The organism is Desulfurobacterium crinifex, from assembly GCF_054656775.1.
In genome coordinates, this window is the sequence record NZ_BAAHXO010000004.1 from 230,814 (window position 1) to 247,594 (window position 16,781).

Consider the following 16,781-nt stretch of genomic DNA (forward strand, 5'->3'; position numbering starts at 1 on the left):
TCTCTTTTGAGGATAAGCAACGAAAATGGTTTGATTAGGACAGGCGGGACAAGTAAAGAATCGATAACAACTTCTGCTTTTCAAATTGATGGATAACAGTTTCAATAATGAACCTTTTGCCGTTAACCTCTATTGAATGGCACGGCTCTATTTGTGGAAGTATGAAAAGGGGAATGAGAATAGTTGGTTTTTGAGGGTTATCTGAAGGCTTAAAAAAAGCTATCTCTTCAGAAGAGAGAGAAATCTCAGAGTTTTTCACTTCCCTGAATTCATGCCAGTGAAATGTTCCGTCAATATCAAAATACCAGCACCAGTCCTTCAGATTCCAGGTTTTTTCTATTCTTCTTAAAGCTCTGTCTATTGATTCGTTCCAGATGGGAAAGTGGTGCTTTTGCTGGAAGGATCTGCCTGTTAATAATAATGGGTACCTGACAAGGGATTTAACAATTTCTCCTGGAGTAATTCTGTTAAAGCATACGGTTGCTGTTTTTCTTTCAAGGTTTACGTACTCATCTTTGGCTTCTATCTCTATTCTTTTTCGCTGATAGACGTTTGTCACGTAGCCTTTAAAAACGGTGTGTAAATCTGAGTAGTAGCCAATTTCAAGGGAAACCTGACTATCAATGTTTGGTTCTGTTCCTGATATTTTTAGCTTAAGAGTCTGGGAATGGAAGAAGGCGGAACGGATAACTTTGAACTCCAGGAGGGAGTCTGTAATTTCCGCTCCACCCATTATTAGTCTGAAAGAAGGTTTTCTAATCGCTTTCATAAATTTGCCTTAACCTTTCAGTTTCTTTGTCTTCCAGCCATAGAGCATAACCGCCAAGCTTTATAAACTCTTCTTCAGTTTCTGGAAGTCTCTTAAAGTGCTTCAGAATTAGTGCCTCCAGCTGGTGAATCCCGCTTTTCTCTATGACTGTTTTGAATTCTTGAACTTTTTTACTACTACCCTGGTTCTGTTTGTCACACTTTCAGTGATTGCTGCAAAGATCCTTGGAGCAAGTAGCGGATATTCAGAAAGTAGTTCCTCCATCTTTTCTCTTTCTTCAACTACATCAAGAATGGCATTTTTGCTTGTCTTAAAGAGGTTTCTTCCACCTGCTTTTTCTATTAGTTGTTTTAGTTCAGAAAACGGGAGATTTTTAAGTACAAATTCCTGGTAAATTTCAGCATCAATTTCCGGGTCGTAAACGGGAACAAAGAGAGCTTTTCCTTCGACGTAGGGATTATTAATAACAGCACCGAGAGCTTCTGAGAGTGCGGAAACAAAGGCAGCTTTGACCTCTTCTGGAGCATCCTCAAAGGTTTTCAGGGATTCTTCATCAAGACAGGAATTAACGAGGAGCTTATTGGCTTTTTCAACTTTTCCTGAAAGAGTCAGATCAAAGAAGGCTTCAATTACTTTTTCTGCTGGTTTTTTACAGTTGAAGAGGTACTCTTTCCCATCAAGCTGGATAGCAATCTCAAGCATTTGGATCCTCCAGTAAGTTTTAAGGAAAAGTTAGGGGAAAAGAGGAAAGGATATTAGGACAGATGGGACAGCCGTCCCAGCCGTCCTAACTGTTTCTTTTTGAAAAATTATCTTCTTGATGAAAGACGATAGACCAGGAGATGAAAAAGATGCCAGCAAACAGCAGGAACAGCACTCCTGAGATAATCACAATAGGTAGAAAAGCAATCCTTACAGAGTTTGTTAACACTCTTCTAAATTTCATTAAGCCCATGTTTATTCTTTTTTGTGGCTGGTGCTGCATACTCTTACTCCACGTTCGAGAGCTTCTACCCTATCTTTAAGTTTAATCACTTCCCCTTTAAGTCTGCCAACGGTTATCATCATTTCTACAGTCCAATAGCTTACTTTTTTAACTTCTTCTTGAAGTTCCTCTTTAAGCTGGGGGAGTTTTTTATATAAGGCTGCAAGCTCTGCTTTCAGGTTGTTCAACTCTTTTTTAGGCAGTTCTTCCTTTAGTTCATCAAGCCTCTTAGCCACAAAAACCCTTAGGTCTGTATCCGTCTGGTCAAATTTCCTTTCAAGGTATGCCAATTTGGATCTTAGATCATCTATCTCTTTCAGCAAGGCACTTCTTGTTCTTTCAAACTCTTTTTTGTCTATCGTCGAAGATTTGCTCTTTGAAGTAACCTTGAAAAGTTCCTTTAATTCTGAAAGTAGATTGTTGGTGTGGGAAAAAACCACTCCGTTTACAAGCTCCTGAAGCTCCTCTTTTGAGAGGGAAAGTCTATCCTTGTTTTGCGTAATTAGCTCTTTAATGCCCTCTGCAACGCTCTTTTTAGTCTTGAGGATTATTTCTTTAACCTCTTTCTCTGTTAGTTCTACGTTTACCCGAGGCATTTCTCCTCCGCTTCTTTGGAGTAGCCCGCACAAGGCGGGCAGGATCTCAGGAAAGTGTTGATATCGGTTTAAAGATTGTCGCTATACCTGTTCCAGATTTGATTTCCTCTGTAGTTCTGATAAAGATGTATTCTTCTCTTAGCCTTTCGCTTCTCACATACCAGACGAGCGTTGCTTTATCCTCGGTTACTTCACCAAGTTCCTTGATGATGTTTTGAACCTCTTCGGTTGTATACTCTCCATCGTAACGAAAGGATTTAATAAATGGTATTCTTCTAAATGCTGACCACATGATTAGCTCCCCCGTGAACCGTTTAACTTCTTAAGCTCATCTATAAGCTTGGAAGCTTCTTTGACTGTCAGTTCTTTTGAAGATTCTTTACCATACCTGGTTTTGATTACCTGATGGAACTTCTCTATGTAATCCTTTCCCCACAACTTCCTGGCTTCTGCCATGAGACAATTTCTCTGCTTCTCTGTTATCTTCGGTTCTTCCTTCTGCTTGCTTTCTGGATTTTTCTTCTCTTCTTCCTCTTTTCCTTCCTGAGTTTCTTCTTCGTCCCACGTGTATTCAGATTCATCTGATCCAACTTCTTCAACTCTTCCCCTAAGGTCATCATTGACGCTATCACCGATAATTTCCAGTCCGCCAACCTCATCTGGAAATGCCTCCCTTAATCCGTGTACCAACGAAACCTTTCGAATCATTGTTCCAGGTTTCTCTTCCCACATATCAAAAGTTTTTCCGTTTTTATCCTTACGTAGATATTCGGATAGGCTAACTTCCACTCTTGCCGGAATTTTCCAGTCCGTTCTGTGGATTTCTGCCCAGCCTCCGATTAGCTTTTCGCCATCAAGAACGATACTTCCTTCTCTATACACAAGCTTTCCGTTTTTTCCCTGGACGATTACTCCAGCTCTGTAACCTGCAAATTTCCCGCTCCTTTCTGCTCTTTTGAAGAAAGCATATTTCGAAACAACGATGACAGTTTTCCACTCCTCTGTGTTACCTTTCCTAGCTCTGTATTTCTGGAGATAAACGTCATAGGGATTAAGTTTTCTGGCTTTGCAGTAGCGGAAGAAATTCCTTACATCTTCTTCTGTAATGTTCTTTGCAGACACGTGATACTTGAGATAGTCCCTGATTTCTTCTTCTGTCCACTGTGTACCATCATCGGCAACAAGGATTTTTATATTAGAAGCGGATGTCATTGTCTTTTCCATTGTCCACCTCCTTTATTTCATTCTGATTTTTCTTGGCAGGTCTGATTGAGAGGAATTCTGTTTCCGTAACGGTGATATACCTTTCTGCCTTCTCTCCCAGATCTGCTCTGAGGAGTTTTTTGTCAACAGTTTCTCTCTTAACCTTTTGGATTCTTAGGACAAACTTTGTCCCGCTTGCAGTGATAACCAAGGTTTCTTGAACGTTCTGATCAACCAGTTCTCCGTGGATAATGTTCCTAATCTGCCGCTTTCTGTCATTCAGCTCTTGAATTTGAGCTTCAATTTCTTCATACTCATTAAGAAGGCTGGTCAGATTTATTTGTTGTTCTTGTTCTACTCTGCCGATCCCTTCGGGGATCGGTGTTTCTTCTACTTCAACAGGATTCACGTTGCACATTTTCCTCACCTCCTTCAAGTAGTTTTCTTCTCTCAACATACTTTTTCCATTTACTTCTCCAGACATCTTCAAGATCTGTGGTAGGTCGAGGTTTTAGTAAACAAACTTTTTTCAACATCCCATCTTCGAGCAGGAAATCAGTTTTTACCCGTAAATCAGCTATGGAACCAACCTTTACCCTAACATCAGGATCAACGTAAACTGCAGGCTCTTCTTCAAGGAGAATAAACCTGTCAGCATCTATCCCGACGTCTTTGCGAAGAAATGAAAGATACTCTTTGAGTGCATCAGGTTTTACTGTTCTCACTTCCATTTCAATGACCTCCACAGAAGGTTTTTATTGCAAAGACCACAGAGCTTATAAGAAGACTCCACATAAAAAATCCCATTACAATTGCTAAGAAGGAGAGTTTTCTCACTGCTTTTTGATGTCTTTCTATCTCTTCCTGTTTTCTCCTGAATCGCTCTTCAAATTGGCGTGGATTCATGTTTTCCTCCTATTACCTCCTTAATAAGGTTTAGGTTCAATTCTGAAAACTCTTTTGAGCTTTCCCCTACGGTAAAAGCTGATTTCAAGAGTTCCATCATCCAGAAAGAGTGTTTCTTTCGTAATTCCTTTTGCATTTAGAAGATTTGCAAAAGCCACAAGGCTCGGCTCTTTTTCATGACCAATGAGTTGTCCGCCTTCATAAGGCAGAATCTCCAGTTCAACCAGCCTTGCAGCTTTATCCGTTCGTTTCCTATCTGCAAGTTCTCCTACCATGACTCCTCCTTTCATCTGGTTCTCCTTATGTCTTCACCCCAAAAGCCTTTATAAGTGCAGACTTCTTCAAGTCTTGAGAAAACTCTTTTTCCATAGAGGGTTGAGATAATCCTTTCTTTGTTTTCAGGAGTTATCTGGAGATTAGTTGTGAAAATGGTTGGTTTGTTCCTGTCGTATCTCTCTTCTATGAGGTAGGAAATGTAACGGGTTTTCCAGTTTGGTTTTCCGTCTGGTGCTTCTTCTCCAATATCGTCAAGAACTACAAGGGTTGCATTTTTTACTTTTTCGTAAAACTCCACCTGCTGTTCAGATAGCTTAATAAAGGTCTCAACCCTTCTAACAGGTATCCAGTAAAAGCTTCCTTTGAGGTTGCTGATCCATTCAATTGAAAACTTCACTCTCAGGAAAGTTCTCATTGCCCAGGCAGCAGCAAAAGATTTTCCAAGTCCTGTTTTACCGATAAGCATGAACCATCTACCAGAAAGGAGCTCCCTCATCTTCTCTTTCATGTAGAGAAGGGATTCAAGTTCGATGTACGGTGGATGGTAGAGTGAATCAAGGAGCTTTTCTGGAACTCCAGATTCAGACAAGAACCGTCTTTCAAGGGAAAGATACTCCCTCATCGAACGACATTCTTTATGGGATAGCTTGTGAAACTTTCTACAACCGTTTATGTCTCTAAACCCATTGAAGTAAATGAGGCTACACTTATCACAGAGAATTGTTTTTTCTGCTGTTTTCATGACTTCCTCGTAAATCACGGTTAAAACTCTCCTGGATAGTAGTTCTCGTTTTCTCCAGGTTCAGTGTTGATGGAATCAGCACCAAAGTCGATAGGGGCGTCTGCTTCTTTTCTCCACCATTCGTAAAGTTTTTGAAGTTCTGTTTTGAAGAACGGAAATCCTTTTGCTCTATTCCTTCTGTATCTGTTAATAAACAGTTGCCAGAGAGCCTGGAATATTTCAGATTCTGGTATGCCAAGCTCTTTTGAATGGTCCTTTAGTTGCTGAAGGATTTCTGCAAGTATTTTCCCGTCTCTTCCCCAGTTCTTGGCGTATGGATTTCCTGTTTCCTCTTCGTATGTTCTATAAGCCCAGGAGAGAAGTTCAGGAATTTCAGGGTTTACACCCTTCTCCTCCATTTTCTTAACTTCGGATTCAAGGATTTCTTTTATCTTCTTTATCTTAACGAGAGCATTTAATCTATCTCCCTCGGTGAGGAACTCTTCTGCTTTTGTTACCTCTTTCAGAAGGCTTTTGTATCTGCACCTTGCCATCTTTCACCTCTCACTTTTCAAGCTTGTCAAGAATGTCCTTGATAAACCAGTAAGGGTGTTTGTCCTTGTAGTATTCAACCTTTAGCCCATGAGCCTTGAGGGTCTGGATGGCGGCTTTCTTTACAAGCTCTTTGCAGTGGAATTTCCTGTCTTCAAGAGATGTTTTGCACTGTTGGCAGAGGTATCTTTCTGCTCCTTTTTCTACGAGAGTATGAAGGAAGTCTGCCATTACTCCTACTCTTTCATCGCCAAGACCTTTGATGATGTCTAAGGTGGTGTCGTCATAGTCCTTATCCATGATGTGCTTGAAAAGGACTTTGAAAACAAACCACCCACCGCCGAGACGAGGATCATTAACGTATTTCATTACCTCTGGCTCATTTTCCAGCTTGTAAGTAAAGAGTTCAAAGTAGTGAGCAATCATGTCTAAGGATTTGATGAAAGTCTCTATCTCTTTAATGAACTTTTCCCACAAAATATCTACTCTGCTTCTTTCTAATGCTTTTTTCTGTCTCTCCAGTTCAAATGGATGAGGTTCACGCTGCCAGTTGGGGTTTTCATAGTATTCAGGAAGTCCGTTTTCTCTTCTTCTTTGGTTAGCAAGAGCAAGTATCAATTTCTCATTTGTCTCTCCCATTTTTGCAAGTTCAACCGAAGCTTTTGCGTCGTTTTCGTCAAACCCATACTTCCTCTGCCAATACCAAACCTGCTCAACGAGAGGTTTAGTATCTGCCTCCTTTATTGGCTTTGCAGGTCTTGTTGGATCCTCTGGAAGTTTTGTCTTGTTCTCCTCTTCCTCTGCTCTTAAAAGTTCTCTTTCTTCCTGCTCTACGAGTTTTTCAGGAGAATCAAGGGTGGAACGGACGGTGGGGGTAAGTGGTGCATTTTCCACCTGAGTGGTTTTTGCACCACTATCTTTAAACCACCTTACAACTGTTGTATGTTCTATTTTTTCATTAAACTCTTCCTCTAATTTCTTAGCTATTTCCCTATAAGAAAGTCCTTGCTCTCTCAGTTCTTTCGCCCTTTCTTTCATCTTTCCTTTTCTGGACTTTATCAATCCAGCCTTTGAAAGAACGTTTCTGACATACTTAACAGAAGTCTTGAGTGCAGTTGCAATCAGTTCTACATCCCTGATTCCATCTTCCCAGTCCTGGATTATTGCTCTCTTCTTTTCCTTTCCACTCAAAGGAGTGTCTATGTTTCCAGCTTCTGTGTTTGCTGCCTGTGCTATAAGTTTCAGATAATGTTTTGGGACATCCCACCTTTCAATCCAGATTTTTTCATGCCCAGCTTGCTCGTGAGCATCGAGTCTGTGGTTGCCATCAAGTAAAAGGTTTTCTGGTTCAGCAGCCACAAGAACAGGAGGAAATACCGCTCCTTCCTGGATTGCTTCTGTGTAGATTTCCACTCTGTCCCAGTCTGTTGCTTCTCTTGGGTAAATTCCTTGGTCTCTTTTAATCCTCTTGATTTCAATCTCAGCGTAACCTCTTGGTCTTGCTCCAATTTTTTGAAGAAGCCTATAGAGGTCAGGTCTTCTGTTCTGAATCCCAAGCTTTGTAATTTCTTCAAATGTTCCATTAGCCATGGTTTACCCCTCCTGCTAATCCGAGTTTTTGAACTCTCCATCTGACCGAGTAAACAGTCCTCCCGAGCTTTTCGGCTATTTCCTTATGAGTCATCTTCTTTTCAAGCAGCTTTCTTAGAAGCTGATCATCTAAAGGTGTCCACTTCTTTCCTTTGTTTTTAGCTCTTCCGTCTGCTGAATGCATATACGCTCTTACCCTTCTCCTGGTGTCTGCTTTTCTTCTTTTGGTTTTTGCTCTTTCGTAGCACCTGCGAGAACAGTACTTATCCTGAACCCCTCTCCTTGGATAAAACTTTTTTCCGCATACAGGACAGATCTTGAAACTTACTTCCTCTGGATTTTCTTCCGTCGGGTAAAGATTCTCGAAAACCACAGGGTCATCGCCAACTTTCCTGATCTGTCCTTCTCTAACCAACTTAAATACCGCCTGGCTTACCATTTTTCTTATGTAATCCCTTCCACATATTCCATACTCCGGCATAAGGGCATCAACTATCTGGGGGATGGTAAAGGTTTTTCTTTTGTAAATTTCTTCGTAAATCTGGAGAATCATCCCTACACCCCCAGAATTACTCTATCCAGAGCTTCTTCTATGGCTTTCTTTGTTAGTTTTTTGTTTTCTAAGTAGGCAAGTTTGAGAGCTGCTGAAAGCTTTAGGATTGAAGCGTTCTTTTTCTTAACAAGTCCATAAACAGTTTTTATAAGTTCTTCTTCTTGTGGAATACTGAGAGAGTCAAAAATTGCTTTGATGTCAAGCTCTGTTACTACGTCAAGGTTGACTCTTCTCTTAACCCTTTCATTTAGACCACCATACTTTTCAACTAATGCAGGGAGTTCTTCATTTCCAAGTAAAACAAATGGAGTCATATATTCTTCAAGGATATCTTTTATCGCAAGTGCAGTTTCTCTTCTTCTCAAGACAAAGCTTGCTTCATCTAAGACAAAAACATATTGGGCTTTATGTTTGATTCTTGTTTTAAGCAAGATTTTTCCTTCGTGGTAGTTTCTGGAGGGAGGTGCTTTTATTGCTGAGGCTATCGCCCTGACGAGCTGGGATGGAGTTTTGATTCCAGGGTCACACTTTACTCTCGCAACAAACGGTATGTGATCTTCACTTGTAGGATCTGCTACGAGTTGAGAAGCTTTTGTCTTTCCTATTCCATATACTCCGTACATTAAGCCTATTGCTTCTATTCCCATTTCGGCATATTCTTTAAGTTCATAGCAGATGTCTGTTAGCATTTTCACCGCCGTTGTTAGTGCTAACTTTTCCATTACTTAACCCCCTTCGTGGAGGAAGTGAGAGCTTCCTCCACAGCTTTTATTTCTTCTTTGTAAATCCTTGAATATCTTGGATTTACTTTGATTTCATTGAATTTTTCGATTACCCACTCTGGAATTTCCGAAATCCTGTTTCTGTTCTCGTAAAGGAACGTGATTACTTCTCCACTCCTGAAAACCTCTGGAATTTCAAGAGGTTTTTCTATTCTTTCTAATTCTCTTAGAGACCTATCCCACTCTGTCTTAGACTGGTTTACTCTTGCATAGCTCTCCTGGGAAGCTTTCAAGTCCTGAAATTCTCTTGCTTTCTGTTTTGTTTTTACTTTTACTATCTCTTCTCTTGCCTTTGCTATTACCTTCCTGTTCTTTGCAAGCTTTTTCTTCTCATCTCTTAACACTTCAAGAGGAACTTGGTATCCAGAGCCATCGGCGAATGCCTCACAGATGAAGTCTCCTTCTGGAGTGAATACCCAAATGTGAGAAGCATCCTCATCGTCTAACTTGCAGATTACCTTTTCTCCGAACCATTTAGAATCAAGAAGCTCTTTTGCTCTATAGGTAATTCCGTCAATATGAATTTCACCTCTATCAACCGTCCTTTCTTTCTCTTCTAAGAAGTAGTAATATGCAAGTGGGTTGAATCCAAATGGTTCTTCAGGAATAACAAGCCTTTTTTGGTGGGCGATCTGAGCATTCCTGTCCTTGATGTAGTTCATTAGTTTGACTATGTAGTCATTAATAGGAACAGGCTGGACTTTCTCTTTTGGAAGAGCTTCTCTGTCTCTGGGATTCCTGTAGGTATAGCAATTCATTAATTGTGGACAGAACCCCTTCTTTATTATTCCCATAAGGTTTTCCACCTGTCCCTTTTCCCAGGGAGCTCTGGGATGGCACTTTATGACTTCCACTCCGAGGGCTTCAAATCCGCTTTCCACTCTTTTTGAAACGAAGTCCTTACCCCTGTCTATCCTTACAGCTTCCGGAAGTCCCCACCTTTCTATTGCATCTATGAAGAGGAAGGTGGTAACTCTTGCGTTCGGCTGTCTTTCTGAGATTTCCCATGTCAGGATATAACCGGTAGCTTCATCAATCACGGCAGAAAACCAGGGACGGTCAACTCTGCCGTCTGAGAAAACAACCCAGTTATCCATTCTCGTATGATCCGCCTGCCATACGGCGAATGGATTTTTCTTTTTCCACCTCCCGATTTTCGGTGTAAATTTCATAGCAGCACTCCTTCCGTATTTTCTTAGGGTTACTTCGTATTTAAAGTTTTTGTGGAGCTCCTGTAGATACTTCTTAAGTCTTTCATAAGAGACATATTCACCAAGTTCTGCCATTAACACCTCAAGTCTTCTGTGAATGTCCCTGATGGTTATATGGGAATTTGCGTATATCTTTTCTGCTTCTCTTTTTATTTTTTCGGGTATTTCCTCTGGTTCCCTTCTCCATGGAATAAGTCCAATAATTCCTTTTTCTGCGTATGCTTTTACCCATCTTGAAATTGTTGATTTGGGTAGTCCATATTTCTTTGCTTTTTGGTTTACGGAAGATGGATCTTTTGCAATTACCAATCTCTTCCAGACTTCCCTTTTATCCTTTTCTTTCAAGACATTGAGTATCTCTTTTTCGTGTTCGGTAAGTGCAGGCGAAAAAGAAGAGGCAGGCGGGGGTGAACCTGCCTCATCAAGGAGAGGAGAAACAGGCTTGGAGATGTCCACGATAGAGGAGGTACCCTCGGCAGAAAAGTTGGAAGGAGGGACTTCATGAGCATCGGAAAGAATGAAATAGACATGCTTTCCAATTCTCTTTTTCTCTACCACCCTGAAGCTTTCTCCAACTGCTTCAAGACGTTTATTGATACGCTCTAAGTTGTTTGCATACTGGTTCCTGAATGTTCCGATACTTACGCCTAACTTCTCAGCAAGTTCTTTGGCGGTGAACTCCAAACGAGCCATTATTTGTTCTCCTCTCCTTTTACTTTTTGGAGTTGCTCTAATTCATCTCTGATCCTTTTGGCTTCTTCTTCTTTGCCTTCCTGGACAAAGAGGATAACCACCGGAGGGATTACTTCTCTAACAACTCCATAACCATCCACAAGCTCTGAATAAGTATTGACAAAATCAGCAATTTCTTCGGAAGTGTGGCATGGCTTGGCAATTAGCATTTTTCATTTCCTCCAGTGATTGCTTTCCTGATAACGCCGTTTTTCAGGAAATCTCTGGTAATTTCTCCAATTACCGATTTCTTATCGAGGAGAGGTATCTTTGTGCCGTCTCCAAGTGTTAGCTGGTATTTTTTCTTTGAAGGACAGCAACAGAGGAAATAAATATTGATGGAGGGGAGTTCTGATACAGATGGATTCTTTGACTTCCCAAATTTAAAATTGATGAATCTTCCAACATCTTGAATTGTTGTTCCCTGGTTTAAGAGATCTGCAACCTGACTCGTGAGTTCTTTTCTTTCCTCGGATGAAAACTTAATTCCCGCTACTTTTTCAAGCTCATCGAGAATACAGATCGCTACATCAGCTCTTTCATCTTCACGAAGCCCATTTCCAAGAAATCTAAACATCGTAGCTAAATACGCCTCTGGAGTAATTCTCATTTTTCACCTCCAGCAGTTAGTTTCTGAAGCGTTTTTGATAGAACAATGGATTCGTCAGAGAGTTCCTCGTCTTTCAGTTGGAGGGTGATTTCGGTCTGGGTTAAGCTATCTACCACCACTCTTACTTGATTTTTCTTTTCTTTTTTCATATTTTTCATTTTTAGAGCCTCCAAGGTTGGTTTTAAAATTCCGAAGTAGGTAGCTGCACCAAAAAGAATCAGCGTGAAAAGAACGTCAAAGTTCTGCATCGCTTACTCCTCGTCTGGCAGAGAGAGGGCAAACCACAAAATCAGAAACAGGAGGGCGAGATACTCCATCACTCGCCCTCCCTGTAAGCTTCTTCTACTCTGAGTTCTAAAGCTAACAGAGTCACAATCGCTTCTTTGATTTCTTTTTTCAGAATTGCTCTTTCTTCTCCTGTTACTTTCTCGTCTTCAATAGCCTCTCCAAACTTTTCAATAACTTCCCCCACTTCCTTGAGAACTTTCGCTGCTTCCTTTCCCTTCTGCAACGGTTCAAATTGCTCAGGTAGCTGAACAACCACACAGTTGCAAAGGTCTGCAAGTCCGTCGACAATTCCCTTGCAACCGTTTTCAACCATCTCAACAACTTTTGGGAAAGAGACAACCTTGTTCTTGTACCAGATGTCAACCATTTGGTATTCGCTGATTCCAAGTATTTTCGCTGCAGCAGGAATCGAATGTCCTTGAGCCAGCAGTTCCTGCACACCTTCACGCAGGATTTTGTTAGCCAGTTTTTTGTATGCTTCTTTCTTCTCTAACTTTTCCATTACTTAACCCCCTTCAGATTTTTCTTTGCTGTTTCTATTGCTAACTTGCGTTTTCTTTCTCTTTCCTCCATTTCTTTGACGTATGGGAAAAGTCCCTCTACTCCCAGTGCTTTTTCTATTCCTTTTGCTATTCCGTAGGAATAGGTGTATCCATTGACTACGTTCTTGATTGCCCAGTGAGATTTGCCAAGGAGCTCTGCAAGGTCGTTGTAGGTAAATCCCCTCTCTTTTAGCAACTTCTTTATCTTGCTTATCTCTCTCTTTTTGAGGTAGCGTTTTTGTGCTATCATATTTATTACCTCGTTAGTGGGTTGTGCTTTGCTATATGCCTATGCTCTATAAGGAATTATAGGTTCATTTTTGAACCTTGTCAATAGATGTTGGCGAAATTTTGAATATTTACCGGCGGTGCATTTTCCACCTGAGTGGTTTTTGCACCACTATCTTTGGAAAGTTAAAAGATGGACAATATTGGAGAGAGACTTAAGCTACTTAGGAAACAACTGGGATTAACTCAGGTAAAGTTTGCCGAGAAATTGGGACGTTCAAAACGTTCTATTCAGGAATGGGAGAGTGGCAGAAATGAACCATCCGAAAGAGTTCTTCGCCTTATCGAGCAAACTTTTTCCGTCAATCCGGAATGGCTCCGCCACGGTAAGGGGGAGATGTTTGTTAAGAAGAAACCTGATCTGGAAGAACTCCTTGAAGAGTTTACAGAAGAGGAGTTAGATGTTCTAATTCTGGCGTTGAGAATAGTTAGGAAACTGGAGAAAAAGAAAGGAATAGAACTCTCTAAAAAGCAAAGGATAAAGGTTGCAAGAATACTAATAGAATTCCTTGAAGAAGATGAGGGTATAGGCAAGATAAAAGAAAAACTTGAAAAGAAAGGAGAGAAATTAATAGAAGCAATAACAGCATAGAGGTTACCCATGGGAAGGGAGGATCTGGAAAAGAAGCTCAAGCAGTTAGAAAAGCTAATGGAAGATGAGGAAGTTCAAAAGTTTTTTTCTGGAATAGAAATCAAAGGGAAGGAAAACTTTGTTTCTATACTCGGGAATGTAAAAAAAGAGATTCATAACCACTTTCACAATTCAAAAGTAAAGGCTCAATTACAACCCGAGCTTTCCGAAAAGGAACGTAAAACTCTACGTGACTTCGTTCACAGAATAGTTCCACTTGAGTTGCAGGCTCGAGAACATAGAATCCGCAGTCCCCATGGAATAACAGCCAGAGAAAGAAGGAAAGCATTTGTCCAAGTTTGGAAAGTTATTCATGACAAATATGAGATAACCGATTACAAGATGCTTCCAAGAAAGCATTATCAATCTGCTTTGACGTTCCTTAGAAATTGGGAAAGTGCTTTGCTAAACCAGTTTGTTAAAAGAAAAATTTGGGACATAAACATAAGCAAACGGTATTTACTAAGAAAACTTTTTGGAGTAGCAAAAGCTAATGGTAAATCAAAAGAAGACTTAGAGCTTTACTGTCTTCAAAAGTTTTCACTAACTCTTGGAGAAGCTTTACCGGGACATATCTGGTATGTCTATACAAGGTATGCAACGAGGAAAAGAAAATCTAAATGAGAATTAATAAGGAGGGACAATGGAAATTCTTGCTTATCTGTTTGCCATAGTATTTATCATTTCTTTCGGATATTTTGTCTATGCTTGGATTAAGAAGAAATCCAAGAAAACCGCTGGCATTATTGCTCTTATATCCTTTTTCATAGTAGGATTAACAGCTCCTGAACAGCCAACTTTAGAAAGTTCTTCAACTCCTAATTCCAATGAAACAGAAATCTCTAAAAGCACATCTCCCAAAAAACCTTTAAAAGATATTCTTAACAATCTTAAGAAGAATCCTATCCTTATGGGTTTTGCATCTCGTGTTGATTATGGTTTTGACGAATTGGGAAATCTGCATCTTTTAGTTGAGTTTGATAGAAAAATTTTTGACTTTTCTGAAGCTATTGCCTCTATACCTTATGTAGTTGAATACTTAGATGAAGCAAAGCATTTGCCAGTTTATACCTACGTTGACTTTTACAACAGAGGGAAGCTAATTATCGGAATTAAAATGCCTAACAAAGTTGCTCTCGACATTTACAGGAACATAGAACCTGAGAAAAAGAATGTCTTCCACTTCTATGTACTTAATAACTCAGAACCTTACAAAAGAAATTCTTCTCTCTACAGAGCCTATCTGAAATACTGTAAAAATGAAAATTGGAGACTTGGACCGTTTTGTAGAGAATTATTGAATGATTAAAGGACGGAAAAATGTGAATAATCGTGGGGAAAGAAAGACAAATGAAACTTAATATTTGTCTCAGAATATGTAACAATTATACAATCACTCCTATAACAGGAGAGCTTAGGCTCAGTTTGGAGCAGGTAGCTGCCTTGAAATCAGATTACAATAGGTTGGCACATAAGTACTTAAAGGTTTTGGCTTCTTGCATAGAAGCTGGAAGATAGAAACTACGGAGATAAAAGTTGATAAGACTTAAAATTAAGAGTTTTCCACCGATAAAGAAGGAGTGTGAAATAGACCTTGGGAAGGACCTCATTATTTTTGTTGGCCCCAATAATTCTGGTAAAACTTATGTATCCCAACTAATTTGGAGCATATTCTATAAACCGAAGGAAACAGATTTTCTTAATTATCTCTTGCATTCTTCCTACATAAAACAGATAGAGAAACTGGTAAAAAAGGACAGTAATATCCCATTTCTAAGGATTAATGAGGAAGTTATTAAACTCTTTGAAAAAGTTCTTGGGGAATACTTGCATCAAGAGTTACCAGATATCTATGGGGATAGAATTCCCCATGAGGCTATAAAGTTTGAGTTAGAAATAGATCCCCATGAGTTCCTAAAACGTATTCGATATCTAAGATATGATTCAGACTACAAAAATAGGTTTTTACCGTTTCTTGGTAGTGTAAAAAAGAGAAGGAATTCATACAAAGTTAACTTCCTCGTTGATCCCAATAAACTTAAAAGTAGATTTCAGGTTTTATTGGCAATTACTCTTAGAGATATCTTAATTAAACCTTTGATAGGAGTGGACAAGACTTTTTACCTTCCAGCGTTTAGAACATCTATTCCAATAGTAATAAGTAAGCTCATTAAGGCTCAAAGTGAGTCAATAGTTGAGGGTAAAATCCACGAAAGGAAAACCTACACAGAGCCAGTGGAGAAGCTGATATTTGATACCTTACTGGAGATTTCAGAGTTTAAGAAGCATAAAATGAAAATAATACCCCCTGAATCAGTATTAAATATGAAGAATACTAAACTTCTTAGTAAACTCGTAGAAATTCTTAAGGGTCAGATCCAAGTAGAAGTTTCAGAAGAAGTTGTCCCAATTCCAAGCTTTTCCTACAGATCAGCGGACATTGAACTTCCTATGACCCTTTCCTCTTCAATGGTTAACCAACTTTCTCTATTCTACGTGCTTTTTGAATCGTACTTATTGGGAAAGTTGTTCTTCATTATTGATGAACCAGAAATTCACCTTCACCCAGAGACAAAAGTTAGATTTGCTGAGTTTCTAATTGATTTTGTTAAGAATGGAAATAAGCTTTTACTTACGACGCACAGTACGCTTTTTGTTCGAGTTCTGGAAAACTATCTTCTTTTCGGAAAGTTAAAAGAAGCCTTGCCTGAGGAAGAGTTAGAAGAATTGATAGGGTACCTTGAGCTTGATCCAAGGCTATCTCTTGAGCCCCGAAGTGTGGGTGCTTACTTCTTTAGTGGCGAAGAGATTATTCCCTATGAAGATAGAGGATTTGGTCTACTCCTGAGCGACTTCGCCAAAAATCAAGAAAAGGTTTTCTTAGACTCAAGAATATTAAGAGAAGAGATATTCAAACTGGCAAGTAGAAGAAATGGTGAAAGTCAAAAAAAGTGATATTCTAAGGTTTATTAAGCTTTCTGGAGCCATTGAGGAGCTTGTTGTTGGTTCTACTATTACAGTGGAAGAAGAAGATAAAAAAGCAACTTTGAAGCAGGTTGAAATCCTAATAGACGATACCGACTACGAAAGGGTTTGGCAGTTAAAGGTGGATACGAGAGGAAGGCGAGATGAGGATATAAAGCTCTTTGCCTTTGAGGCCAAGAAACCGGAAACACTCATCTTTGCATGTAACCTCACGAGGAGGGAATTAGCCATTCTCCCGGTCGAGGTAAAGTCTTCCGTAGATGAAAAAAAGGCTTCAAAAACCATTAAGAAGTTTGAATTTGGGATAAAGTTTGCCTTGATGTTCTTGTTTTTAAACGACTTTCAGGAGTTCAACGTTTTCATTAAGCCTGTACTATTTGCGGGAAATTCTATAGAAGTAGAAGTGAGAAATTACCTTAAACAAGTACATCAGGTAACCCTCCATCCTTCTTTTTCTTTTTTATATGAGCCAAAATTAATAGAGAATGTATCAAACAATGATTCCTTTTTTTTATCTGATCTCCTTAATTAAAGGGGGTTAACAACCTTGTCCCACCTGTC

The 16,781-nt window shown here is 39.7% G+C and carries 25 protein-coding genes; 5 read left to right on the plus strand and 20 right to left on the minus strand.

Features of this window, described 5'->3' with window-relative positions:
- Positions 1-34 precede the first annotated feature (34 nt).
- The 20 genes from ACYQ3A_RS03075 to ACYQ3A_RS03170 form a co-directional block, all read right to left on the minus strand.
- A complete protein-coding gene (locus tag ACYQ3A_RS03075) occupies positions 35-769 on the minus strand; it encodes a hypothetical protein (RefSeq protein WP_459895553.1) in 735 nt (244 codons plus the stop codon).
- A 141-nt stretch (positions 770-910) separates the two neighbouring features.
- A complete protein-coding gene (locus tag ACYQ3A_RS03080) occupies positions 911-1,471 on the minus strand; it encodes a hypothetical protein (protein WP_459895555.1) in 561 nt (186 codons plus the stop codon).
- A 255-nt stretch (positions 1,472-1,726) separates the two neighbouring features.
- Positions 1,727-2,350 (minus strand): V-type ATP synthase subunit I domain-containing protein, encoded by a 624-nt coding sequence (locus ACYQ3A_RS03085; RefSeq protein ID WP_459895557.1) that lies wholly within the window; start codon positions 2,348-2,350, stop codon positions 1,727-1,729.
- 46 nt (positions 2,351-2,396) lie between these two features.
- Positions 2,397-2,642: a hypothetical protein gene (locus tag ACYQ3A_RS03090; RefSeq protein ID WP_459895558.1), complete on the minus strand. Its 246-nt coding sequence runs from the start codon at positions 2,640-2,642 to the stop codon at positions 2,397-2,399.
- A 2-nt stretch (positions 2,643-2,644) separates the two neighbouring features.
- Positions 2,645-3,574: a phage recombination protein Bet gene (gene bet, locus ACYQ3A_RS03095; RefSeq protein WP_459895560.1), complete on the minus strand. Its 930-nt coding sequence runs from the start codon at positions 3,572-3,574 to the stop codon at positions 2,645-2,647.
- Positions 3,546-3,971, minus strand: coding sequence for a hypothetical protein (locus tag ACYQ3A_RS03100; RefSeq protein WP_459895562.1), 426 nt, complete (start codon positions 3,969-3,971; stop codon positions 3,546-3,548). The genes bet and ACYQ3A_RS03100 overlap by 29 nt, the downstream gene beginning before the upstream one ends.
- The gene (locus ACYQ3A_RS03105; RefSeq protein WP_459895564.1) at positions 3,949-4,284 is read right to left on the minus strand and encodes a hypothetical protein; all 336 of its coding nucleotides are present in this window, start codon (positions 4,282-4,284) and stop codon (positions 3,949-3,951) included. Before ACYQ3A_RS03105 ends, ACYQ3A_RS03100 begins: the two co-directional genes overlap by 23 nt.
- A gap of 1 nt (position 4,285) precedes the next feature.
- Entirely contained in the window at positions 4,286-4,459 is a 174-nt protein-coding gene (locus ACYQ3A_RS03110; RefSeq protein WP_459895566.1) for a hypothetical protein, read from the minus strand.
- Positions 4,460-4,479: 20 nt separating this feature from the next.
- A complete protein-coding gene (locus tag ACYQ3A_RS03115) occupies positions 4,480-4,749 on the minus strand; it encodes a hypothetical protein (RefSeq protein WP_459895568.1) in 270 nt (89 codons plus the stop codon).
- Positions 4,746-5,477: a P-loop NTPase family protein gene (locus tag ACYQ3A_RS03120; protein WP_459895570.1), complete on the minus strand. Its 732-nt coding sequence runs from the start codon at positions 5,475-5,477 to the stop codon at positions 4,746-4,748. The genes ACYQ3A_RS03115 and ACYQ3A_RS03120 overlap by 4 nt, the downstream gene beginning before the upstream one ends.
- Positions 5,478-5,497: 20 nt before the next feature.
- Entirely contained in the window at positions 5,498-6,010 is a 513-nt protein-coding gene (locus ACYQ3A_RS03125; RefSeq protein ID WP_459895572.1) for a hypothetical protein, read from the minus strand.
- A gap of 10 nt (positions 6,011-6,020) precedes the next feature.
- Complete coding sequence (locus ACYQ3A_RS03130; RefSeq protein WP_459895574.1) at positions 6,021-7,598, minus strand: hypothetical protein; 1,578 nt, start codon at positions 7,596-7,598, stop codon at positions 6,021-6,023.
- Positions 7,591-8,151: a hypothetical protein gene (locus ACYQ3A_RS03135; protein WP_459895576.1), complete on the minus strand. Its 561-nt coding sequence runs from the start codon at positions 8,149-8,151 to the stop codon at positions 7,591-7,593. Before ACYQ3A_RS03135 ends, ACYQ3A_RS03130 begins: the two co-directional genes overlap by 8 nt.
- 2 nt (positions 8,152-8,153) lie before the next feature.
- Positions 8,154-8,873: an AAA family ATPase gene (locus ACYQ3A_RS03140; RefSeq protein WP_459895577.1), complete on the minus strand. Its 720-nt coding sequence runs from the start codon at positions 8,871-8,873 to the stop codon at positions 8,154-8,156.
- The gene (locus tag ACYQ3A_RS03145; RefSeq protein WP_459895579.1) at positions 8,873-10,837 is read right to left on the minus strand and encodes a transposase; all 1,965 of its coding nucleotides are present in this window, start codon (positions 10,835-10,837) and stop codon (positions 8,873-8,875) included. The genes ACYQ3A_RS03140 and ACYQ3A_RS03145 overlap by 1 nt, the downstream gene beginning before the upstream one ends.
- On the minus strand, positions 10,837-11,046 hold the full coding sequence (locus ACYQ3A_RS03150) for a hypothetical protein (RefSeq protein ID WP_459895580.1): 210 nt from the start codon (positions 11,044-11,046) through the stop codon (positions 10,837-10,839). The genes ACYQ3A_RS03145 and ACYQ3A_RS03150 overlap by 1 nt, the downstream gene beginning before the upstream one ends.
- Positions 11,040-11,486, minus strand: a complete 447-nt coding sequence (locus ACYQ3A_RS03155; protein WP_459895581.1) for a hypothetical protein — start codon at positions 11,484-11,486, stop codon at positions 11,040-11,042. The genes ACYQ3A_RS03150 and ACYQ3A_RS03155 overlap by 7 nt, the downstream gene beginning before the upstream one ends.
- Positions 11,483-11,734, minus strand: a complete 252-nt coding sequence (locus ACYQ3A_RS03160) for a hypothetical protein (RefSeq protein WP_459895582.1) — start codon at positions 11,732-11,734, stop codon at positions 11,483-11,485. Before ACYQ3A_RS03160 ends, ACYQ3A_RS03155 begins: the two co-directional genes overlap by 4 nt.
- A gap of 68 nt (positions 11,735-11,802) precedes the next feature.
- Positions 11,803-12,276, minus strand: a complete 474-nt coding sequence (locus ACYQ3A_RS03165; RefSeq protein ID WP_459895584.1) for a phage regulatory CII family protein — start codon at positions 12,274-12,276, stop codon at positions 11,803-11,805.
- Positions 12,276-12,566, minus strand: coding sequence for a helix-turn-helix domain-containing protein (locus ACYQ3A_RS03170; protein ID WP_459895585.1), 291 nt, complete (start codon positions 12,564-12,566; stop codon positions 12,276-12,278). Before ACYQ3A_RS03170 ends, ACYQ3A_RS03165 begins: the two co-directional genes overlap by 1 nt.
- Before the next feature lie 171 nt (positions 12,567-12,737).
- Between ACYQ3A_RS03170 and ACYQ3A_RS03175 the strand changes: the two genes are divergently transcribed.
- From ACYQ3A_RS03175 to ACYQ3A_RS03195, 5 genes are all read left to right on the plus strand, one after another.
- Positions 12,738-13,196, plus strand: a complete 459-nt coding sequence (locus tag ACYQ3A_RS03175; RefSeq protein ID WP_459895587.1) for a helix-turn-helix domain-containing protein — start codon at positions 12,738-12,740, stop codon at positions 13,194-13,196.
- Positions 13,197-13,205: 9 nt separating this feature from the next.
- Positions 13,206-13,859, plus strand: a complete 654-nt coding sequence (locus ACYQ3A_RS03180; protein ID WP_459895588.1) for an ORF6C domain-containing protein — start codon at positions 13,206-13,208, stop codon at positions 13,857-13,859.
- Positions 13,860-13,878: 19 nt separating this feature from the next.
- Positions 13,879-14,544, plus strand: coding sequence for a hypothetical protein (locus ACYQ3A_RS03185; RefSeq protein WP_459895590.1), 666 nt, complete (start codon positions 13,879-13,881; stop codon positions 14,542-14,544).
- Positions 14,545-14,771: 227 nt separating this feature from the next.
- Positions 14,772-16,190 carry an AAA family ATPase gene (locus tag ACYQ3A_RS03190; RefSeq protein WP_459895591.1) on the plus strand — a complete coding sequence of 473 codons (1,419 nt, stop codon included), beginning with the start codon at positions 14,772-14,774 and terminating at the stop codon, positions 16,188-16,190.
- Positions 16,168-16,752, plus strand: coding sequence for a hypothetical protein (locus ACYQ3A_RS03195; protein WP_459895592.1), 585 nt, complete (start codon positions 16,168-16,170; stop codon positions 16,750-16,752). The genes ACYQ3A_RS03190 and ACYQ3A_RS03195 overlap by 23 nt, the downstream gene beginning before the upstream one ends.
- Positions 16,753-16,781 lie beyond the last annotated feature (29 nt).